The sequence below is a fragment of the Paenibacillus sp. FSL M7-0802 genome, assembly GCF_038004945.1.
Lineage (GTDB): Bacteria > Bacillota > Bacilli > Paenibacillales > Paenibacillaceae > Paenibacillus > Paenibacillus polymyxa_B.
The window spans coordinates 2,691,059-2,714,905 of record NZ_JBBOSD010000001.1 but is presented as its reverse complement, the minus strand read 5'-3'; the positions used below and the strand labels follow the sequence as shown (position 1 = coordinate 2,714,905).

Below are 23,847 nucleotides of genomic sequence, written 5' to 3'. Positions count from 1 at the left end.
CTGTCCTTTTGTCCTCCTGACTGCCAGGTGCAGCGGGAGGATATTCACATCATGGAATAGGAGTGAATGAGATGAATGACATGCAGTTATATGATTTAACAAATGCGCAGAAGCGTATATGGTATACCGAATTACTCTACCCAGATACGTCAGTGTCACAGCTTTCCGGTACAGCTAAGATGAAGGGGCACATCAATATTGCTGCCTTTATGCAGTCCATTAATTTGATTATCAAACAGTATGATGCGTTCCGCATCCGTATTACTTCGGTGGATGGAGTGCCTCAGCAGTACGTCGTTCCTTATGAAGAGAGACAGCTGGAGTGCCTGGATCTTAGCCACTATGAAAGTGTATCTGAGGTGGAAGCCTTACTTGAGCAACACAAAAGCAAACCTTTGCCCCTGCTGGATTCTGAGCTCTTCCAGTTTTTAATTGTGAAGATTAGCGAGGAAGAGTATTGGATTAATATCAAGATGCACCATATTATTTCTGACGGAATATCAATGGTGGTCTATGGCAATCAGCTGACAGCATTTTACATGGAGTTAATTCAAGGAAATGAACCGAAGCTGGGCGACGATTGCTCGTATATTCAATATATTGCTGATGAGAATGCATACGAACTTTCTGACAGATACCAAAAGGATAAGGCTTACTGGCTGGATAAATTTTCTGATTTGCCTGAGCTTACGGGTTGGAAGTCATATAATCCGTTATCTTTAAGCACCCACGCCGTTCGGGAGCATTTTACCGTACCAGAAGTGCTATATCACGAGCTGCAAGCATTTTGCCAACAGAACAGGATTTCTTTGTTCCAGTTCTTCATGGGTGCGATGTATATCTACATACACAAAATGACGAATCAGCCGGATGTGGTGATTGGCACTTCGTTCGCTAACCGGGGGAACAAAAAAGAGAAGCAAAAGATAGGTATGTTTGTCAGCACCGCTGCTGCCAGAACATACGTCAAAAAGGATATGGATGTGTTGAGCTTCCTGCAGGATGTAGCCAGAGATCAGATGTCAGTCCTGCGGCATCAGAAGTATCCGTACAATCAGTTAATTCAGGATCTTAGAGAAATGCATGGTAACAAGGATATTCAGCGGCTTTTTGGCGTTTCAATGGAATATCGTCTTATCAATTGGGTTGATTTGGATGATGTGCGCATTTTGACGGATTATGATTTCTGCGGGGACGAAGTGAACGATTTCGTGCTTCATATCGTGGAGATCCTGGATGAAGGCGAACTGGTACTGGATGTCGATTATCGGACGGAGCTGTTTGAACGCAGTGAAGTTAAGGACATGGTTTCCCAGTTGCTTACGATCGCCGAGCAGATCATTCATTCACCTCAGCTTTCTATCGCAGAGGTAAACTTATTGGGTGAACCAGAAGAGCAATCCATTTTGGCTCTTTCGGAAGGCGCTGCAGTCGATTATCCACGTGAGAAGACCATCCATGGCTTATTCGAGGAACAAGCCGAGCGCACGCCAGATCACGTAGCCGTTCAGATGGACGAACAGAGCATTACATACCTAGCTCTAAACGAGCAGGCTAACCAGCTTGCGAGATATTTGCGCTCCGAGGGAGTAGTTGCAGATACGCTCGTAGGGATTATGGCTGACCGTTCCTTGGAGATGGTCATTGGGATGTTGGCCATTTTGAAAGCAGGTGGTGCCTATGTACCGATTGACCCCGATTATCCCGAGGAACGTATCCATTATATGCTGGAGGATTCAGGGGTCCGTCTGTTGCTCACCCAAAGTCATCTATGGGAGAGCACCACTTTTGACGGAAAGCTTGTGAGTTTGGACGAAGCTACAACGTATACAGGAGATGCTTCCAATCTGGAGAGTATTTCGGGACCAAGCCATCTAGCCTATGTTATCTACACGTCGGGTACGACCGGCAAGCCAAAGGGCACGCTGATTGAACACAAAAATGTAGTTCGACTGCTCTTTAACGATAAAAATCTATTTGATTTCAGCTCTCAGGATACGTGGACGCTATTCCATTCGTTCTGCTTCGATTTCTCCGTTTGGGAGATGTACGGAGCGCTTCTTTACGGAGGGAAATTGGTGATTGTTCCATCTCTCACAGCCAAGAGCCCAGCAGCTTTCCTGGAGTTGTTGAAAGACAACCAAGTCACCATTTTAAATCAGACGCCGACGTATTTTTATCAGGTGCTACAGGAAGAGTTAACGCACTCTTCGACAGAGCTTGGCCTTAGAAAAATCATTTTTGGTGGAGAGGCCTTAAGTCCATCTCTTCTGAGAAACTGGCGGGTCAAGTATCCTGATGTGCAGCTGATTAATATGTACGGAATTACGGAAACAACAGTCCATGTCACCTACAAGGAAATCACGGAACATGAGATTGAAGCGGGGAAAAGCAATATTGGCAGAACGATCCCCACACTTAGCGCTTATATTCTCGATGAGCAAAGACGGCTGCAGCCTGTTGGGGTTCCGGGAGAGCTATACATTGCAGGGGACGGTCTTGCCCGTGGGTATTTGAATCGGCCGGATTTGACGTCTGAGAAATTCGTTGAGCATCCGTATCGGGCGGGAGAGCGGCTGTACCGAACTGGGGATCTTGCTCGTTGGTTGCCTGATGGCAATATTGAATATTTGGGACGGATCGACCATCAGGTCAAAATTCGCGGCTACCGAATTGAGCTTGGCGAGGTAGAAGCCCAAATTCTCAAGGCTCCGAACGTACGAGAAACGATTGTCCTCGCACGGGATGACGAACAGGGCCAAAAATTGCTGTGCGCCTACTATGTAGCCTCCAGTGATCTTTCGCCGGGGGAATTGCGGTCTCAGCTGGCAGCGGAACTCCCCGCTTACATGATTCCTTCTTATTTTGTCCGGCTGGAGCAAATGCCGCTTACGCCAAATGGCAAACTGGATCGCCGTGCGTTGCCGGCTCCTGAAAGCAGCGTACAATCCGGCGAGGCTTATTTGGCTCCGAGAACTGCTGTGGAAGCTCAGATGGTACTCATCTGGCAAGATATCTTGGGAGTTGCCCGCGTCGGTGTCAGAGATAATTTCTTTGAAATTGGCGGTCACTCTTTGCGGGCAACAGTGCTCGTTTCACGGATTCACAAAGAATTGGGATGTAGCATTTCGCTGCGTGAGGTGTTTCAGTCACCTACGGTCGAATCCTTGGCGCAACTTGTGAAAAAACACATTCCGACCCTGTACGAATCCATCCCGCGGGCAGCGGAAAGCGAAGCTTACCCAGTGTCCTCAGCGCAAAAGCGGTTATACGTGCTGAGACAGATGGACGGGGGAGAGCTTAGCTACAATATGCCAGGGGTCTTCACAGTGGATGGACCATTGGATCGCACGCGGCTGGAGTCCGCGTTCCAGGCACTAATCCAGCGTCATGAATCCCTGAGAACCGGCTTTTATATGCAGGATGGAGAGCTTGTTCAGCGTGTGCATAGGAATGTGCCGTTCGCGTTGAACTACACAGAGGCTTCGGTGGAGGAGACGGATACGCTCATTCACAGCTTTATTCGTGCCTTTGATCTGAGCCAGGCTCCATTACTGCGTGTTAGCTTGGTGAAGCTCCAGGAGGAGCGTCATCTGTTGCTGTTTGATATGCATCACATCATTTCAGATGGGGTTTCTATTCAAATATTGATACAGGAACTTACTCATTTGTATCAAGGAGAACAGCTACCAGAGCTGCACATCCAGTACAAGGATTATGCCGTATGGCAACGGGAACAGTCAGAGAACCAATGGCAAGATCTTGAGAAATATTGGCTGCAATCCTTTGAAGGAGAGTTGCCGGTATTGGATTTGCCTACAGACTTCCAACGACCTTCAGTTCGGAGCTTCGAGGGTAGCCGAATTGATTTTACATTGGATGAGTCTGGAAATAAGGCGATACAAGAGCTTGCATCCCGTACAGGTACTACACTGTATATGGTATTGCTGGCCGCTTATTCGGTACTACTGCACAAATATACAGGACAAGAGGACATCGTCGTAGGTTCTCCAGTGGCAGGAAGACCGCAGGCTGAGCTTGAGGGCATCATCGGAATGTTTGTCAACACACTGGCCTTGCGCAGCTACCCGGCAGGAGATAAAACCTTTCAGGATTATCTTCTGGAAATCAAGGAAACGGCGCTCAAGGCGTTTGAGCATCAGGATTACCCTTTTGAAAAATTGGTCGAAAAGCTGGGCGTAGGACGTGATGTCAGCCGCAATCCGCTCTTTGACACCTTATTGGTATTACAAAATACCGAGCAGGAAGAGCAGGATATGGACGGAGTGCACTTTACTCCTTACTTGATGGACACCGTCACAGCCAAGTTTGACCTGTCCCTCAATGTAGAGGAGAAGGGATCAAAATTAGCCTTTGGCCTCGAGTATAGTACGGCTTTATATCGGCGTGAAAGTGTAGAGCGACTTGCAACGCACTTGCTCCGGGTTCTGCATGCAGTCTCGGCCAATCCTCAGTTGCAACTGGCCGAGATTGAAATGATCACACCGGAGGAGAAAGTACAAATCGTTGAAGTATTTAACGCGACATCGGCTCCTTATCCAAGGGACAAGACCATTCATGAGCTGTTCGCAGAACAAGTCAAGCGTACACCAGAGCAGACGGCGCTTGTATTCGGCGATGTCCAGCTAACGTACCTTGAATTGCAAGACAAGGCGAGCCGACTGGCCCAAACACTGCGTCGTTTGGGAACGTTGAGGGAGCAGCCTGTGGCCGTAATGGGCGGACGAAGCATCGAGATGGTCATTGGTATGCTCGCGGTGCTTCAGGCAGGTGGAGCCTATGTGCCGATTGATCCTGATTACCCGGAAGATCGGGTACGTTATATGCTTGATGATTCCGACGCCAAGCTATTATTGGTGCAAAAGGGCGAGCTTATAAGTGTAGACTACGGTATACCGATTGTCGATCTTAGCAGTGAAGAGGCTTATGCTGCTGAGCCTGCCCAGCCGGAGACGGCTCAGGGATCGCAGGGGCTTGCTTATGTCATCTATACATCGGGTACGACGGGGAGACCGAAGGGCGTTATGGTTGAACACCGGAACGTGGTCCGTCTGGTCAAAGAGACCAATTATGTGGAGCTGAATGAATCCACACGAATTTTGCAAACAGGAGCCGTAGCCTTTGATGCTTCTACATTTGAGATATGGGGAGCGTTGCTTAACGGTGGGCAGCTCTATTTTGTAGAGAATGACGACATTCTGATTGCTGATAGTCTCAAAGCGGCTATTGCCAAGTACGGGATTACAACATTGTGGCTTACGTCACCCCTTTTCAATCAGCTTTCCCTGCAGGATGAGTACCTGTTCAGAGGGCTAAAAGCATTGTTAGTCGGCGGTGACGTACTGTCTCTATCTCATATGAATCGTGTAATCGAGGCTAATCCTGATCTTGTCCCTATCAATTGCTATGGTCCGACAGAGAATACGACCTTCTCCACCACCTACAAGATTCCAGATCGTGCCGAAGGGGGTGTGCCGATTGGTCGCCCAATTAGTAATTCGACCGCTTATGTGGTCAATGGATCGCTGCAATTACAGCCTATTGGTGCTTGGGGTGAACTCATTGTCGGCGGTGAAGGTGTAGCGCGCGGATATCTCAATCGTCCTGATCTCACAGCAGAGAAATTTGTTCCTAGTCCTGTGAAGGACGGAGAACCCTGCTACCGAACTGGGGATTTAGTACGCTGGCTTCCAGATGGTAATTTGGAGTTTAAAGGAAGAATTGATGAGCAGGTCAAAATACGTGGTTACCGCATCGAACTCCCTGAAATCGAGGCCCAACTGGCCAAGGTGGAGTCGGTAATCGACGCCGTAGTGGTCGTTCGCGCGGATGAGCTTGGAGAGAAGCAGCTTTGCGCTTATTATGTGGCGGATCGTACGCTCACGGCGGGCGAAGTACGTCTTTCCCTATCGCAGGTACTTCCGGGCTATATGATTCCATCCTACTTTATCCAGATGGACCGTATGCCATTAACGTCAAACGGAAAAGTGGACCGCAGGTCTCTGCCGGCTCCTCAAGTAGGCGCGCATACAGGACGGAAGTATACAGCTCCTCGTACACCGGCTGAGGAAGCTTTGGCATCTGTCTGGCAAGGGGTGCTGGGTGCCGAACAGGTGGGTATCCATGATAATTTCTTTGAATTGGGTGGAGACTCCATAAAAGCTATTCAGGTGTCGTCACGGTTACTGCAGGCCGGCTATCGGTTAGAGATGAAGCAGCTGTTCAAATCGCCAACCATTGCCGAGCTAGGCGCTGAAATACAAACGGCTGTGCATATGGCTGAACAGGGAGTTGTGCGTGGAACGACTCGCTTGACTCCAGTCCAACAGTGGTTCTTTGGACGGAAGCAGGCAGAGCCTCATCACTTCAATCAAGCGGTTATGCTGTATCGTGAACAGGGATTTGAGGAAAAGGCCTTGCATCAGGTGCTAAGAAAACTCGCTGAGCATCATGACGCCCTTCGCATGGTTTTCCGTCAGACAGAGCATGGCTACGAAGCTTGGAATCGTGATCTTGAAGAAGGAGAGCTTTATAGCCTGTTCACCGCTGATTTACGGAATGAATCCGATCCGGCTGCAGCCATTACATCGCTGTCGGATAACATTCAGCGCAGTATCAATCTGGCAGAAGGTCCGCTGCTGAAGTTAGGACTTTTCCATTGTCAGGATGGAGACCATCTTCTGATCGTGATCCACCATTTGGTGGTGGACGGAGTATCCTGGCGGATTTTGTTCGAGGATATTGCAGCAGGCTATGAGCAGGTGATTCAAGGACAAGCGCTGACATTCCCGCAGAAGACGGATTCCTTCCGTGACTGGGGAGACGCCCTTGCTCGTTATTCGGAAGGTCCTGAAATGGAGACTCATCGGGCGTATTGGAGGGAGCTGGAGAATCAGCCACTCGAACAGTTGCCGAAGGATGAGGCTGTGGAAAGCCTTCTTTTACAGGATAGCAAAGTAATAACAGCACAATGGACTATAGAAGAAACCGACCAATTGTTGAGAAAAGCCCATCGTGCTTATCAAACAGAGACGAATGATCTGCTATTGACTGCTCTGGGCATGGCGGTATCCAAATGGTCTGGCATCGGAAAGGTTGCTGTGAATCTGGAAGGACACGGTCGTGAGCCGATTATACCGAATATCGACATCACCCGTACCGTCGGCTGGTTTACAAGTCAATACCCGGTGATTTTAGACTTGGGGGATGACCCAGAAGTGGCCTCCTTGATCAAGTCTGTGAAAGAAGGGCTGCGCCGAATTCCGAACAAAGGTATTGGCTACGGGTTGCTTAAAACGATGGCAAGTCAGTTGGATGAAGACAGCTTCAGCTTGCAGCCTGAGATTTCTTTTAACTATTTGGGGCAATTTGATCAGGATTTGCAAGGCAGCTCGTTGCAGATTTCTCCTTATCCGACCGGAAGCGCCCAAAGCTTGTTGGAGGAACCAGCCTATACGCTAGATATCAATGGCATGGTGACGGACGGAGCCCTGACTCTGACGATTACTTATAACGGAAAACAGTATAAGTTATCTACGATGGAACAGCTCGCTGGATATATTGAAGAAAGCCTGCGAGAGCTTCTCCAGCATTGCGTAACCCAAGAAAAAACCGTATTGACACCAAGCGACGTGCTTGCGAAGGGTCTAAGCATTGCCGATCTGGAGGAGCTTTCTAAGCAGACCAGCCACATAGGCGATATTGAGAATGTATATAGTCTGACGCCGATGCAGAAGGGCATGCTGTTCCATGATATGTTTGAGCCGCATACAGGTGCTTATTTTGAGCAGGCTGCCTTTGACTTTAAGGGTAGCTTTGATCCGACTGCATTCGGACACAGTCTGGATGCCGTGGTGGAGCGTCATGCCATCCTGCGCACGAACTTTTACAGCGGATGGGGCAGCGAGCCTTTGCAGGTTGTATTTCGACACAGAGGCGCTAAATTGGTGTACGAAGACCTGCGTGAGATGAATGCATCGCAGCGCGAAGCTTACCTGAAGACATTTGGTGCTAAGGACAAAGCACAGGGCTTCAACCTAGCTGAAGACGAGCTTCTCCGTGTATCCATTTTACAAACAGATGAAGAGAGCTTCCGCCTCTTATGGAGCTTTCACCACATCGTCATGGATGGCTGGTGTGTTCCGTTAATTACGCAGGAGGTATTTGAACACTATTTTGCCCTCCTGGAAGGAAGAGAGCCGCAGCTGGCAGAGGTCCATCCGTACAGTCGATATATCGAATGGCTGGAACAGCAGGATGAAGCAGTTGCGTCCAACTATTGGAGCCGATATCTGGCCGGTTACGAGCAGCAGACGCTTTTACCTCAAGTCGGTGGAGCAAGTAAGGGAGAAGGCTATGTAGCAGAAAAGCTGAATTATCCTCTCAGCAGGGAATTGACTGAGCGCCTTGAAAAGGTGGCCAGGGATGCTCATGTCACGATGAATATATTGCTGCAGTCCCTCTGGGGCATTGCGCTTCAACGCTACAACGGTAGCCGGGATGTCGTGTACGGAAGTGTAGTATCAGGCCGACCAGCAGAAATTCCGGGCATTGACCGGATGATCGGTTTGTTCATCAATACGATTCCCGTTCGTGTGAAGACAGAGGAGAATCTCCCCTTCACCGTTCTGATGAAGCAGCAGCAGGAACAATATATGGCTTCTCATATGTATGACACCTACCCGTTGTTTGAGATTCAGGCTCAGACGGATCAGAAGCAGGATCTAATCTCCCATATTATGGTGTTTGAGAACTATCCTGTGGAGGAGGAGGTAGAGCGTCTGGGTGGTGGCGAGGCTGCCTTTGAGATTGAGGAAGCGGAGCTTCTTGAGCAAACGAATTATGATTTTAATTTAATTGTCCTCCCTGGCGAAGAGATGAGATTGCTGTTCCAGTACAATGCACTTGTTTATGACCAAGTGACAATTGGGCAAATCAAGGGCCATCTGGTTCACCTTATGGAACAAATTGTAGAGAACCCTGCTATTTCCGTGGATGCACTAGAATTAGTCACGCCGCAGGAGAGAGAACAGATTCTGAACGTATGGGGAAATACAAAAGGCATTTACGAGCACTGTAACACGTTCCACGGGCTATTGGAGGAACAGGCGGGACGAACGCCGGATGCGACTGCCATTTGGTTCGAGGACGAGAGTCTGACCTATGCCGAGCTTAATGCAAAAGCCAATGGACTGGCGAGAAGGCTCCGTACTCAGGGAATCAAGACGGGAGATCTGGTGGGACTGATTGCTGAACGGTCGCTCGAAATGATCGTTGGGATCTACGGCATTATGAAAGCCGGGGGTGCCTATGTTCCAATCGACCCAGAGTATCCGAAAGAACGAATCAGTTATATGCTTGAAGATTCCGGAGCGAAGCTGATCCTTACACAGGCCCATCTCTTGGAACATCTCGGATGTACGGAAAATGTTTTGCTGCTGGATGAATCATCGACCTATGATGCCGACACCTCGAATTTGGAGGATACTGCTGGCCCGGATGATCTGGCTTACGTGATCTATACTTCAGGTACGACCGGTCAGCCTAAGGGCGTATTAGTCGAGCATCGGGGACTACCAAATCTTTCAAACGTATATGGGGCACACTTCGAAGTTACACCGCAGGATCGGATCGTTCAGTTTGCAAGCCTGTCGTTTGATGCATCGGTTTCGGAAATTTTAACGGCGCTGAGCCATGGGGGTGTTCTGTGCATCCCTTCTACAGAAGATATTTTAGATCATGCCCTGTTCGAGCAGTTCATGAACGATAAGGGGATTACGGTAGCGACTTTGCCACCCGCTTACGCTATCCACCTTGATCCAGAGCGTTTGCCAACACTGCGGTGCCTGCTAACCGCTGGATCGGCCGCATCGGTCGAGTTGATCGAAGAGTGGAGGAAGCATGTACGTTACTCTAATGGCTATGGCCCAACGGAGGACTCCGTATGCACCACAATCTGGTCTGTCCCGGACAGTGAGGAAGCAACGGATATTGTATCTATTGGACGACCTATTGCTAACCATAGTGTGTACATCTTGGATGACCATTTTAGATTGCAACCTGTCGGTGTAGCTGGAGAGCTATGCATTTCGAGTATCGGATTAGCACGGGGATATCATAACCGGCCTGAGTTAATGGATGAGAAGTTCGTGGACAATCCGTTTGCTCCAGGAGAGCGTATGTATCGGACGGGTGACCTGGTTCGCTGGTTACCGAATGGAACCATCGAGTACTTAGGCCGAATAGATCATCAAGTCAAAATCCGCGGCTACCGTATCGAGCTAGGCGAGGTAGAAGCACAAATGCTCAGAGTGCCGTCCGTTCAGGAAGTCGTAGCCATGGCTGTAGAGGGCGATGACGGCTACAAAGATCTAGTCGCTTATTTCGTAGCTGCTCAGAAACTTGAGGTATCCGAGCTTCGGGCCGTCCTGTCGGAGATATTACCTGGATATATGATCCCTTCCCGCTTCATACAACTGGAGGATATGCCTCTGACGTCGAACGGAAAAATCGATCGAAAAGCGCTGCAGGGCGAGCGTGGATGGGCAGCGGCTTCATCTGAGGCTCCAAGGACACCTGTGGAAATTCAATTAGCCGAAATCTGGCAAGAGGTGCTGGGTGTAGAGAGCGCGGGAGTGAAGGATAATTTCTTCCATTTTGGAGGTCATTCACTGCGTGCAGCCCTGCTAGTCTCACGAATTCGCAAGGAAATGAATCGCGAGATTAGTCTGAGAGCAGTGTTCGAGTCTCCTACTATTGAAGGATTGGCTCGTGCCATTGAGGGCTATACACCGCTGGATTTCGAAGAAATTCCTACAGCGGGAGCGAGAGAGCATTATCCATTGTCCTCGGCCCAAAAACGACTGTTTATTCTAAGTCAGCTGGAAGGTGGAGAGCTGAGCTACAATATGCCGGGTATCCTTACCGTTGAGGGAGCTTTGGATCGGGAACGGCTAGAGCAGGCATTCCGTCGTCTAATTCATCGTCATGGTTCGCTGCGTACTCGTTTTGTGACCGTGAACGGTGAACCTGTACAGCAGCTCCTGACGGATGTTCCGTTTACTGTGGAATATGCGGAGTTGAGCGAGGAAGAGGCAGGAGCTACCCTTCAGCAGTTTGTCCGTCCTTTTGATTTAGGTGTAGCTCCATTGCTGCGGGTCGGCCTTATTCGAATTGCACATGAGCGCCATTTACTATTGTTTGACATGCATCATATTGTCTCAGATGGGGTTTCTATGAATATTCTCATAGAAGAGTTTCTCCGCTTCTACCAAGAGGAGGACGTATTCCCTGAACTACAGATCCAGTACACAGACTATGCTGTATGGCAGCAAGAGCAGCTCGGAAGCGAGCGTCTTAAGGCCCAGGAAGCTTACTGGCTGGATGCTTTCCGCGGAAGCTTGCCAGTGCTGGATTTGCCAGGGGATGAAGTTCGTCCTGCGGTGCGAAGCTTTGCGGGCGATCGAATCGACTTCCAAATTGATTCTTCTCTGAGTGCTTCACTTCAGGAGCTGGCTACCCGAACGGGTTCCACTCTGTTCATGGTACTGCTGGCAGCCTATACAGCGCTCTTGCACAAGTACACAGGTCAGGAAGATGTCATTGTCGGTTCACCTGTGGCAGGAAGATCCCATGCGACACTCGAAGGTCTCATCGGTATGTTCGTCGGCACAGTGGCACTTCGTACTTATCCAGAAGGAGAAAAGCCTTTCGAGGCTTATCTGCAGGAAGTGAAGGAAACAGCGCTGCGGGCCTATGAAAACCAGGATTACCCGTTCGAGGAGCTGGTAGAAAAGCTGGAGCTTCAGCGTGATTTGAGCCGTAACCCGCTATTTGATACCATGTTTGTCCTGCAAAATATCGAGCAGGGAGAACAAGAAATAGAAGGATTGCGCTTCACTCCTTACGATAATGTACATCCGGCTGCCAAGTTCGATCTCACGCTGACCGTGAGTGAAGCAGACGGGGTATTGAACTGCACGCTTGAGTACGCGACTGCGATCTACAAACAAGAGACTGCCCAGCGGATGGCAGGCCACTTTGTACAGCTTATTCGGGAAGCCGTCTCCAATCCGGGAATGCCGTTGTCATCCCTTGATATCGTGACACCTCAGGAAAAATCAAGGCTGATGAAAGCGCCGGACGAAGCCAAGGCAGATTATCCTCGTGACAAGACGATCCATGCGCTGTTCGAGGAACAGGCTGCACGTACTCCGAATGCAGTGGCAGTCGTATGTGAAAATACAGCCCTGTCCTACAGCGAGCTGAACGAGCGGGCCAATGGACTTGCCAGAATGCTAAGGGAACGTGGTTTGCAACCAGACGGTTTGGCTGGAATTATGGCGGATCGTTCCCTTGAAATGGTGGTCGGGATTTTAGCCATCTTGAAGGCAGGCGGAGCCTATGTCCCTGTAGACCCTGAATATCCAGAGGACCGCATTCGCTTTATGCTTGAGGATTCGGGAGCCAAGCTACTGCTGACACAAGCGCATCTGGAGCAACGTGTCTCCTTCGCTGGGGACATCGTAAGTCTGGATAAAACGGCTTCCTATAAGGAAGATGTCTCAAACCTGCAGCCTGCAGCCGGACCGGAGCATCTTGCCTACGTCATCTACACATCGGGCACGACAGGCAAGCCAAAGGGAACGCTGATCGAGCATAAAAATGTAGTTCGCTTGCTCTTTAATGATAAAAATATGTTTGATTTTGGTCCTCAGGATACGTGGACACTGTTCCATTCATTCTGTTTTGACTTCTCTGTATGGGAAATGTACGGAGCATTGCTGAACGGAGGACGGTTGGTCATCGTTCCATCGCTTACCGCGAAGAGTCCAGATCGTTTCTTGCAATTGCTTAAGGATCAGAAGGTCACCGTTTTGAACCAGACACCGACGTACTTCTATCAGTTGCTACAGGAAGAGCTTGGTCATCAGGCGGCAGAACTGAGCCTCCGTATGATTATCTTCGGTGGGGAGGCATTAGCCCCGGCCCTGCTCAAGGAATGGAGAACGAAGTATCCGCAAGTACAACTCATTAACATGTACGGCATTACCGAAACGACCGTGCATGTAACCTACAAGGAAATTACAGAGTTGGAAATTGAACAGGGTCGCAGCAATATCGGCACCACGATTCCGACACTGCGGGCGTACATTTTGGATGAACAACGCCGTCCACAGCCGATTGGCATTCCAGGTGAACTTTATGTGGCGGGCGTAGGTCTGGCGCGAGGCTATCTGAACCGACCGGAATTGACGGAAGAGAAGTTTGTCGCTCATCCGTTTGAAGCGGGCGAGCGCATGTACCGCTCGGGTGACTTGGCACGCTGGTTGCCGGATGGAAGCATGGAGTATTTGGGACGGATTGACCATCAGGTAAAAATCCGTGGTTACCGTATTGAGCTGGGCGAAGTGGAAGCGAAGCTGCTCCATGCTCCGTCTGTAAGGGAGGCCGTTGTGCTCGCCCGGGAGGATGGAAGTGGACAAAAAGTGCTTGTCGGCTATTTCACTGCCGATCAGATGCTGACGGTAGGCGAGTTGAGAAAAGCCTTGGCTGCCGAACTGCCGACTTATATGATTCCATCTTACTTTATGCAATTGGAACAGATGCCTTTGACACCCAATGGCAAGCTGGATCGCAAAGCGCTTCCGGCTCCAGAGGCCAATGTGCAGACTGGGGCGGTTTATGAAGCGCCGAGAAACGCAGCTGAGGAAGCTTTGGCTTCCGTATGGCAAGGTGTGCTGGGAGCGCAGCAGGTCGGCATCCATGATCATTTCTTCGATCTGGGTGGTGACTCCATCAAGGCGATTCAAGTGTCCTCGAGATTGTTCCAAGCTGGATATAAATTAGAGATGAAGGATCTCTTTAAATATCCGACAATTGCCGAGCTAAGCCCGTATCTTCAGGCAGCTGGACGTATAGCGGAACAGGGCGAAATTAAAGGTGCAGCAGAGTTAATGCCAATTCAGCGTTGGTTCTTTGAACGCCATACAGCGGAGCCGCACCATTATAATCATGCCGTCATGCTCTATCGGAAAGACGGCTTTGATGAGGCTGCACTCCGGTTGACAATGGACCAAATTGCGATCCATCATGACGCGCTGCGCATGGTTTTCCGGCCTACAGAAGCTGGATACGCAGCTTGGAATCGGGGAACGGACGAAGGCGAGCTCTACACATTGGACATTGCCGATATGCGGCAGGCGGAAGACCAGACAGCTGCGGTTCAGGCCCAAGCCGATGCCATTCAGGCAAGCTTTGACTTGGAAGGTGGCCCACTGTTCAAGCTAGGCCTGTTCCATTGTGACGATGGCGATCATTTGTTGATTGTCATTCATCACCTCTTGGTTGACGGCGTATCCTGGCGCATCCTGTTTGAGGACATTGCAGCGGGGTACGAGCAGGCATGGAATGGACAAGCAATCGTCCTTCCACAAAAGACCGATTCGTATCTTGTATGGTCTGAGCAAGCGACGAAGTATGCAGCAGGGCCTGCTCTGGACAAGGAGCGTGCATACTGGCAGCTGATTGAGGAGGCGATTTTGGCCCCACTGCCGAAGGATGAGGATCAGAAGCCGGGCACCATTCGGGATACTGAATCGGTTACGGTAACGTGGTCTGCGCAGGAAACTGACCTGCTGTTGCGACAAGCGAACCGGGCGTATCATACGGAGACGAATGACTTGCTCTTGACTGCTCTGGGGGCAGCCATTCAGCGCTGGACAGGCATGGAGCAGATTTTGGTCAATCTTGAAGGACATGGACGGGAAATGATCGTACCAGACCTGGATATTACCCGTACCGTGGGTTGGTTCACAACCCAGTATCCAGTTCTGCTGAACCTGCAAGGCAGACAGGAAGTATCTGCGCGAATCAAGCGCATCAAGGAGAATTTGCGAGAGGTTCCGCATAAAGGAATCGGCTACGGTCTTCTGAAGTATATGGCACTGGAGAAAAGTGTTGGATTCGGCGTGGAGCCGGAAATTTCCTTCAATTATCTTGGGCAGTTTGATCAGGATTTGGAGGGTAATGCCCTTAGCCTATCCACACATTCAGTTGGTAAAGCGCTCAGCGATCTCACACCACAGCAATATGCTCTGGATGTGAATGGCATGATTGCCGAAGGCCAGCTATCACTGACGATTACGTACAGCAGCAGGCAGTATCGTAAGGAGACGGTGAGTCATTTTGCTGAATTATTACAGTCAAGCCTTAGTGAGGTCATCCGTCATTGTGTAGCTCAGGAGCGTACACAGCTTACACCAAGTGATGTTCTGTTCCAAGGATTAACATTGGAGCAGCTTGATCGACTCACGGCGCAGACGGCTCATATCGGAGAGATTGAGGATGTGTACAAGCTGACGCCAATGCAGAAGGGAATGCTGTTTCACAGCCTGCTGGAGCCGGACTCCTCTTCATACTTTGAACAGGCAACGTTTGAGCTGCGTGGTAGCTTCGATGTAGATACCTTCTTCGAGAGCTTCCAGGCTTTGGTGCAACGACATGCCATACTACGTACCGGCTTTTACAACAACATTGCTGATGTACCGCTGCAAGTTGTCTTTAAGCAACGGTTAATCCCTCTGCACTACGTAGATTTGCGCGACGCATCTATGCAGGAACAAGAAGCCCGAATCAAGGCTTATATTGCTGATGATATGGTTAAGGGGTTCAGCTTGTCAGAAGATCCGCTGATGCGAGTGACTGTCTTGCAGAAGGATCAAAGCTGTCTTGTATTGTGGAGCTTCCACCATATTGTCATGGATGGCTGGTGTATCCCGATCATTACACAGGAGCTGTTCGATTATTATTCTGCCAAGAAACAGCAAATACAGCCTGTCCTGCCGCCAGCTCAGCCCTATAGTCGTTATATCGAGTGGCTTGATGCACAGGATGATCAAGAAGCTTCAACGTATTGGAGCCAATATCTCGAAGATTATGACGGGAATACTGTATTGCCGGAAGGTAAAACGAAATCTCAAGCCAAAGAGGCGGGCTATGTTCTAAAAGAGCATGTTCTCCATCTGGGTGTATCTTTGACAGGTAAAATGGATGTTGTCGCGAAGCGCAATCACGTGACCGTCAACACACTCATGCAGACAGCTTGGGGACTGATTCTTCAACGTTATAATGCCAGCTCGGATGTCGTTTTCGGCGGCGTTGTGTCGGGTAGACCCGCTGAGATTGCAGGGATCGAAAATATGGTGGGTCTGTTCATTAATACAGTACCTATCCGTGTACAGTCATCCAAAGACGAAGCCTTTGTCGAAGTGATGAAACGTACACAGGCACAGTCATTGGCTGGTCGTGCCTACGACACCTATCCACTGTATGAGATTCAGGGGAAAACAACCCAAAAGCAGGACCTGATTTCTCATATTATGATCTTTGAAAATTACCCGCTCGACGAACAGGTGGAGCAATCGGGTAATCAAACGGAGGACAATCTCGAAGTTGCCAACTTCACCATGTTTGAACAAACCAACTATGACTTTAACCTGGTTGTAATTCCAGGCGAAGACATCAAGGTCTGCATTCGCTATAATGCTTCGGTTTACGAGCAAGAAAGCATTGCACGAATCGGAGGACACTTGTTGCAGATGCTCGACCAGGTGGCTGCTCGTCCGCAGGCGACGATACAGGAACTGGAGATTGTAACATCTGAGGAACGGATGAACCTGCTTGACTGGGGCGGCAAGGCCCATACCTATCCAAGTGATCAGGGGCTGCACACCTTGTTTGAGGAACAGGTGGTCCGTACGCCGGATAAGATTGCGGCAGTAAACGGCGACATCCAGATCACGTATCGGGAGCTGAACGAGCAGGCGAACAGACTAGCTTCCACCTTGATAGACCAAGGACTACGGAGTGAACAAGTGGTAGGTCTGTTGGCAGATCGGTCTGTAGAGCTGCTTGTCGCCATCATGGGTGTACTCAAAGCGGGTGGAGCCTATGTACCTATTGATCCTGAATATCCGCAGGAGCGGATTCAGTATATTCTGAAGGATTCTGGCGCTGAAATTCTGCTCACACAGAGCCACCTGACTAAGTTGGCCTCTTTTGAGGGAACGGTTATGGAATTGGATTCCCCGCACATCTACGGAACCGAGGTGGATAATCCCAATATTCCTGTTGGAGGAAACGATCTGGTGTACTTAATCTATACCTCGGGTACAACCGGAAATCCGAAGGGAACCATGATTAACCACAAAGGGATCGTGAACTACATCTGGTGGGCCAATAAGGTCTATTGTGCTGGGAAACCAACGGATTTCCCGTTGTATTCATCCATTTCGTTTGACTTGACGATGACATCAATGTTTACTCCGTTAATAAACGGAGGAATAGTGCGGATTTATGATGGTATAGATAAAGCGGAGGTTGTTCAGCATATTTTGCGCGAAAATGCGGTCGATATTCTCAAGCTGACGCCAACGCATCTCAGTCTGATAAAAGACATGACCATTCCAGCGGAAAGTCGTATTCAGCAACTCATTGTGGGCGGAGAAAATCTGACCACACATTTGTCCAAAACGATTACCGACCTCTTTGGTGGCAACATCAAAATCTACAATGAATACGGTCCGACCGAAACCGTCGTCGGCTGCATGATTCACCTGTACGATCCTGCGAAGGATACACGGGAATCCGTACCGATTGGGTTGCCGTCCGACAACATATTCATCCATATTCTGGATGATCAGCTTCGTCTCGTACCGTTAGGCGTGGAGGGCGAAATGTACATCGCCGGGGACGGGGTAGCCCGTGGATATCTGAACCGTCCTGAGCTTACCGCAGATAAATTCATTAGAAATCCGTTCGCTTCGGAAGGAAATATGTATCGCACTGGGGATTTGGCTCGTCGCCTTCCTAATGGAGACATTGAGTACATTGGACGCATTGACCATCAAGTTAAAATACGGGGCTATCGTATTGAGCTTGGTGAGATTGAGGCCAAGCTGCTGGACATTCCACTTGTCGAGGAAGCTCTCGTTGTTGCGTGGGCAGATGCTCATGGGCAGAAATCGCTGTGTGCTTACTTCGTAGCTGATCGCGAAATGTCTGTCAGCGAGCTGAGAGACGAACTGTCTGCCGGACTGCCTGCATATATGATTCCGTCTTACTTCGTCCAACTGGACGTGATGCCTCTGACACCGAATGGCAAGCTGGATCGCAAGGCACTGCCTGAACCGAACTCGGGTATAAAGGCGGGAGCAGACTTTACCGCTCCGCGGACGGATGTGGAGAACATTTTGGCTTCAATCTGGCAAGGTGTACTCGGCGTGCCGCTTGTCGGCATACATGATAATTTCTTTGAGCTTGGAGGTGACTCGATCAAATCCATTCAAGTATCCTCAAGGCTTCTCCAAGCAGGCTATAAGCTTGAAATGAAGGATTTGTTCGGTTATCCGACAATTGCAGAGTTGGCGCAGCGCGTTAGTGTGGTCAGCCGAATTGCGGATCAAAGCGAGGTACACGGAGCGGTAAGACTGGGACCTGCTCAGCACAGATTCTTCGATGAACAGTCAATGGATCTGCATCACTTTAATCAGTCGGTCATGTTGTACCGACGGGATGGCTTCAATACCGATGCGCTCGCCGAGGTTGTTCGGAAAATTGCAGAGCATCATGATGCTTTACGACTGGTGTTCCGCCAAGGAGAACAGGGATTGGAGGCCTGGAACCGGAGCATGGGTGAGGGTGAGCTCTATAGCCTCCAGATCCACGACCTGCGGGATGAGACAGACCCGGCTTCAGCAATAGAAGCGGGTGCGGAAGCCATTCAGCGCAGCATCTCTCTGGAGGATGGACCTCTCTTTAGACTGGGTCTGTTCCGCTGTGCGGAAGGCGAACATCTGTTGATCGTTATTCATCATCTGGCTGTGGATGGCGTATCCTGGCGTATTCTCTTTGAGGACCTGCAGGAAGGCTACGAGCAGGCAGTACGTGGAGAAGCGGTCAAGCTTCCACAGAAGACGGATTCGTACCGTGCATGGGTTGAGGGAATCACACAATTTGCAAACAGCCCGGCGGCTGAACAAGAACTCAGCTATTGGGCAGAGGTAGAGGGAGATGGCTTTGCCCCTCTTCCAAAAGACAAGGTAGACGGCGCTCTTCTCATCAAAGACAGTGAGGCTGTCACGGTTAGATGGTCACCAGAAGAGACAGAGCAGTTCCTGAAAGAAGCGAACCGCACTTACAATACGGAGGTCAACGATCTGCTCCTGACGGCTCTGGGTATGGCTGTTCACGAGTGGATGGGAATCGAACGTGTAGGCATCCTTCTGGAGGGACATGGGCGGGAGCCTGTTGTGCCGGAACTGGATATTACTCGTACAATAGGCTGGTTTACAAGTCAATACCCTGTCGCCCTTGAGATGGGAGGGGAATTGGAGATCGGCGCCAGAATCAAGCACGTCAAGGAAGGGTTGCGTCGTATCCCGAACAAAGGTGTCGGATATGGTATTTTGAAATATTTAAGCAACGGTTCCGATGTCTCCTCCTTCTCGGCTGAACCGGAGATTACCTTCAACTACTTGGGACAGTTCGACCAGGATCTTGCAGGAGGGACGATGGAAGTATCGCCTTACTCAGTAGGACCTGAGGTCAGTGAGCAGATGGTGCAGCATCAGGCATTGAACATTAATGGACTGATTGCCGAAGGACAGCTTCAACTTTCGGTTAGCTATAACCGTCATCAGTTCCACGGGGAGTCTGTGGCTAAGTTTGTTGGCATTCTGAAGAACCGTCTCAGCGAAGTCATTGGACATTGCGTAAGTAAGGAAAGAACAGAACTTACACCAAGCGATGTACTCCTCAAAGATATCAGCTTGGAAAAAATCGAGGAGTTAGAAGAGCAGACACGACATATCGGTAGTATTGAAAATATGTATAAACTGACGCCGATGCAAAAAGGAATGTTGTTCCACAGCTTGCTGGAGCCTCATTCGGAAGTCTACTTTGAGCAGGCCAAGTTTGAAATTCAGGGAGCATTCTATCCTGAGGATTTCAAACGCAGCTTAAAATATCTGATGAAACGGCATGCCATATTGAGAACCAATTTCCATGCCGGGTGGGGCGATTTCCCTATTCAGATTGTGTTCAAAGAAAGAGCATGTGACTTCGTATACGAGGATCTGCACGAGCTGGAAGCCGATGAAATTCAAGCGCGTCTTGCAGCTTATACTGCTCAGGACAAAGCAAGAGGCTTTAATCTTGCTGAAGAAGCATTGCTGCGTGTTGCTATTCTACGTACAGCAGAAGAGGCTTACCATTTGCTGTGGAGCTCTCATCACATCATTTTGGATGGCTGGTGTATGCCGCTTGTGCTCCAGGAAGTGTTTGAGACGTATGGGGTTCTGCGTGAGCAAAGGGAACCTGAGCTTCCTGCAGCTGTATCGTACAGCCAGTATATTCAATGGTTGGAGAAGCAAGGCGAGGAAGAGGCATCCTCTTACTGGAGAGGGTACCTGGAAGGCTACGAGCAGCAGACGAAGCTGCCACAAGCCATCACACAGCCATCGGCAAAAGCAGAAGCCTACGTGTCGGAGAAGCTGGTATTCACGTTGGATGCGGAACTGACCGATCGCCTGGAACAGGTGGCCAAGCAGCATCAGGTGACGATGAATACGCTGATGCAAGCAGCCTGGGGAATCGTGTTGCAGCGTTACAATAGAAGCCAGGATATCGTCTTCGGAAGTGTGGTATCGGGAAGACCTGCCGAGATTCCGGGTATCGAAAGCATGATCGGTCTCTTCATTAATACAGTTCCGGTTCGGGTACAGGCCGAGGGAAGCGATTCGTTCTCCCATGTGATGAAAAGACAGCAGGAATTATATTTGGCAGGACATGCTTATGATTCCTATCCGCTCTATGAGATTCAAGCACAGAGCGAACAAAAGCAAGATTTGATTTCTCATATTATGGTGTTCGAAAATTACCCAGTAGAAGAGCATTTGGAAGAGAAAATTGCCAGTGAAGAGGCTGAATACAAAATTACGGATGTTCAGATGTTTGAACAGACGAATTATGATTTTAACCTCATTGTGCTGCCGGGTCGTAATCTGGAGTTCTTGTACCGTTACAATGCCCGCGTCTATGATCGGGAGAGCGTGGAACGAATTCAAGGACACTTGACGAGAATTCTGACAAGCGTTGCTGTTCAACCTGCTATCCGTATTGATGAGCTGGAGCTGATCACGCCAGAAGAGAAATCGCAGATTATAGAGGTGTGGGGCGATACAGCAGCTCCTTATCCGCGTGAGCAGACCCTTCACGGTATATTTGAGGAAAAAGCAGCACTCACACCGGATTGTACAGCACTTATTTACGGTGAAACGGAGCTTACCTATGGAGAACTTCATCAGCAGGCGAACCGCCTTGCACGTACGCTGCGTGCCCAAGGGGTCAGACCGGACCAACCAGTCGGCATCATGGTCGAGCGTTCGCTTGAGATGATCATTGGCATTCATGCCATTCTAAAAGCTGGCGGGGCCTATGTACCGATTGATCCGGAGTTCCCAGAAGATCGTATTCGCCACATGCTGGAGGATTCGGGAGCGAAGCTTCTGCTGACGAAGAACCATCTCAAAGATCGTTTTCCGTTCACTGGCACGATCCTGGCACTTGATGATCCGCAGGCGTATCATGCGGATAGCTCGAATCTGGAGCCAATTGCGGGGCCGGAGCATCTGGCGTATATCATTTACACGTCAGGTTCAACCGGCAAGCCGAAAGGGGTAATGATTGAACATCGCGCTGCCGTCCATACGCTGAGTCAGTTGGAAGCTGAATATCCGATGTTGGCAGGCGACCGTTTCCTGCTCAAAACGACATTTACCTTTGACTTCTCCGTGCCGGAGCTGTTCTGCTGGTTCTTTGGAGAGGGGACTCTCGTGATCCTGCCACAAGGCGTGGACAAAGACCCGATGGCACTGCTAGGGGCCGTGGATACGAACCGTATCACGCATCTCAATTTGGTGCCGTCGATGCTCAGTGTGCTCGTTCAATACTTGAAAGAAAGCGGCACCCAAGGATTCCTTACGCTGAAATATCTGTTTGCCTGCGGCGAGACGCTGCCTGCCAAACTTGTGGAAGAGTATTATAAAGTATCTCCTTACGCAGTACTGGAAAACATCTACGGTCCTACGGAAGCAGCCGTATATGCGACTCGGTATACAACGAGCCTTGAGACTGCGGCTCTAACGCATGTGCCAATCGGCAAACCGTACGCTAACGTCCAAGTATGGATGATGGACAGCGCTTCTCAGGTATCACCTGTGGGGGTACCGGGAGAACTCTGCATTGCGGGCGAAGGGGTAGCGCGGGGGTATTTCAACCAGCCGGACCTGACGGCAGAGAAGTTCATTCCTCACCCGTACAAACCGGGAGCACGGATTTACCGAACGGGCGATTTAGCCCGATGGCTGCCGGACGGGAATATTGAGTATTTGGGACGGATCGATCACCAGGTAAAAATCCGGGGTTACCGCATTGAGCTGGGAGAAGTGGAAGCACAAATTTTGAAAGTGCCATCTGTGCAGGAAGCGGTTGTTCTTGCACTGGCTGATTCTACTGGAAGTACTCAGCTTTGTGCATACTTTGTGGCCGAAGAGGGGCTTACAGCGGGCGTACTACGCGAGGCACTGGCCAGCGAGCTGCCAAGCTACATGATTCCGACTGCTTTCGTACAGTTGGCACAAATGCCGCTGAATCCGAATGGCAAATTGGATCGCAAAGCGCTACCGGCACCGGAAACACTTCTGCGGAGCACAGCGGAGTATATCGCGCCGCGTACGCAGACAGAAGTAGAGCTCGCTCAGATTTGGTCCGAGGTGCTCGGCGTACAGGAAATCGGGATCAGGGATCATTTCTTTGAACTTGGGGGCCATTCCCTGAAAGTATTGGGCTTGATCCAAAGGATCTCGTCCGGTATGGGCGTCCAGCTCCCACTCCAAGTCGTGTTTAATCTGCCGACTGTGGAAGAAATGGCGCATGAAATTTCCAAGCTGCAGGCAACAACTGCTGCTAATGAAGAGGAAATGGAAATTATCCGCTTCCCAGGGAAAGGAACGCTCAAAGTGTTTTGCTTCCCTCCACGGGTGGGCCACTCTCTGGGATACTATGAGATGGCCAAGGAGCTGGAAGGGCTTTGCGAGGTGTACGGGATGGAATTTATCGGCGATCGTTTCCAGGGTCAAGATATGCTGGATCGATACATCGATGCCATCGTGGATATTCAAGCAGAGGGTCCGTATATATTCCTGGGATACTCACTTGGAGGAAACCTCGCCTTCGAGGTAGCTAAAGCCATGGAAAGCCGAGGTCACCATGTTAGCGACCTTATTATGGTAGATGCTATGAGAAAGATGTCCAAGGATGAATCGACACCGGAGGAGCTTGAAGAGATTGTCGAGATGGTACTGGACAGCATTAGGGACCAGTACAAAGCGTTCCTTGCCGATCCAGTGGACAGGGAGCGAGTCATGGACAAAATGTTGGTTTACTCCGTCTACCGCGATGAGCTTATTAACTCAGGTGAAGTTCATGCGAATATCCATGCTCTAATTGCAGAGGATGATAGTATTGGTCCGGATACATCATTAGATAAATTGTTATGGCAACAGGCGACACTTGGTCAATACAAAGAATACGAAGTCATCGGAACGCATGATGTGCTGCTTGATTCCGGTTTTATTGGGGAAAATGCTAAAGTACTGAGACAGATACTTGGCAAGGTCACAGAGGCCTCATCTAAAAACAAGCCCATTTTGTCCTAAGCTCAATCAAGCATAATAAGTGTTAGGCAGCAAAGACGCCCGAATTCCT

Annotated in this window: 1 protein-coding gene; it reads left to right on the top strand. The window is 49.8% G+C overall.

The genetic code is table 11. The features are described from left to right. The first annotated feature begins 71 nt into the window (after positions 1-71). Entirely contained in the window at positions 72-23,798 is a 23,727-nt protein-coding gene (locus MHB54_RS12605) for a non-ribosomal peptide synthase/polyketide synthase (RefSeq protein WP_340981620.1), read from the top strand. Positions 23,799-23,847 lie beyond the last annotated feature (49 nt).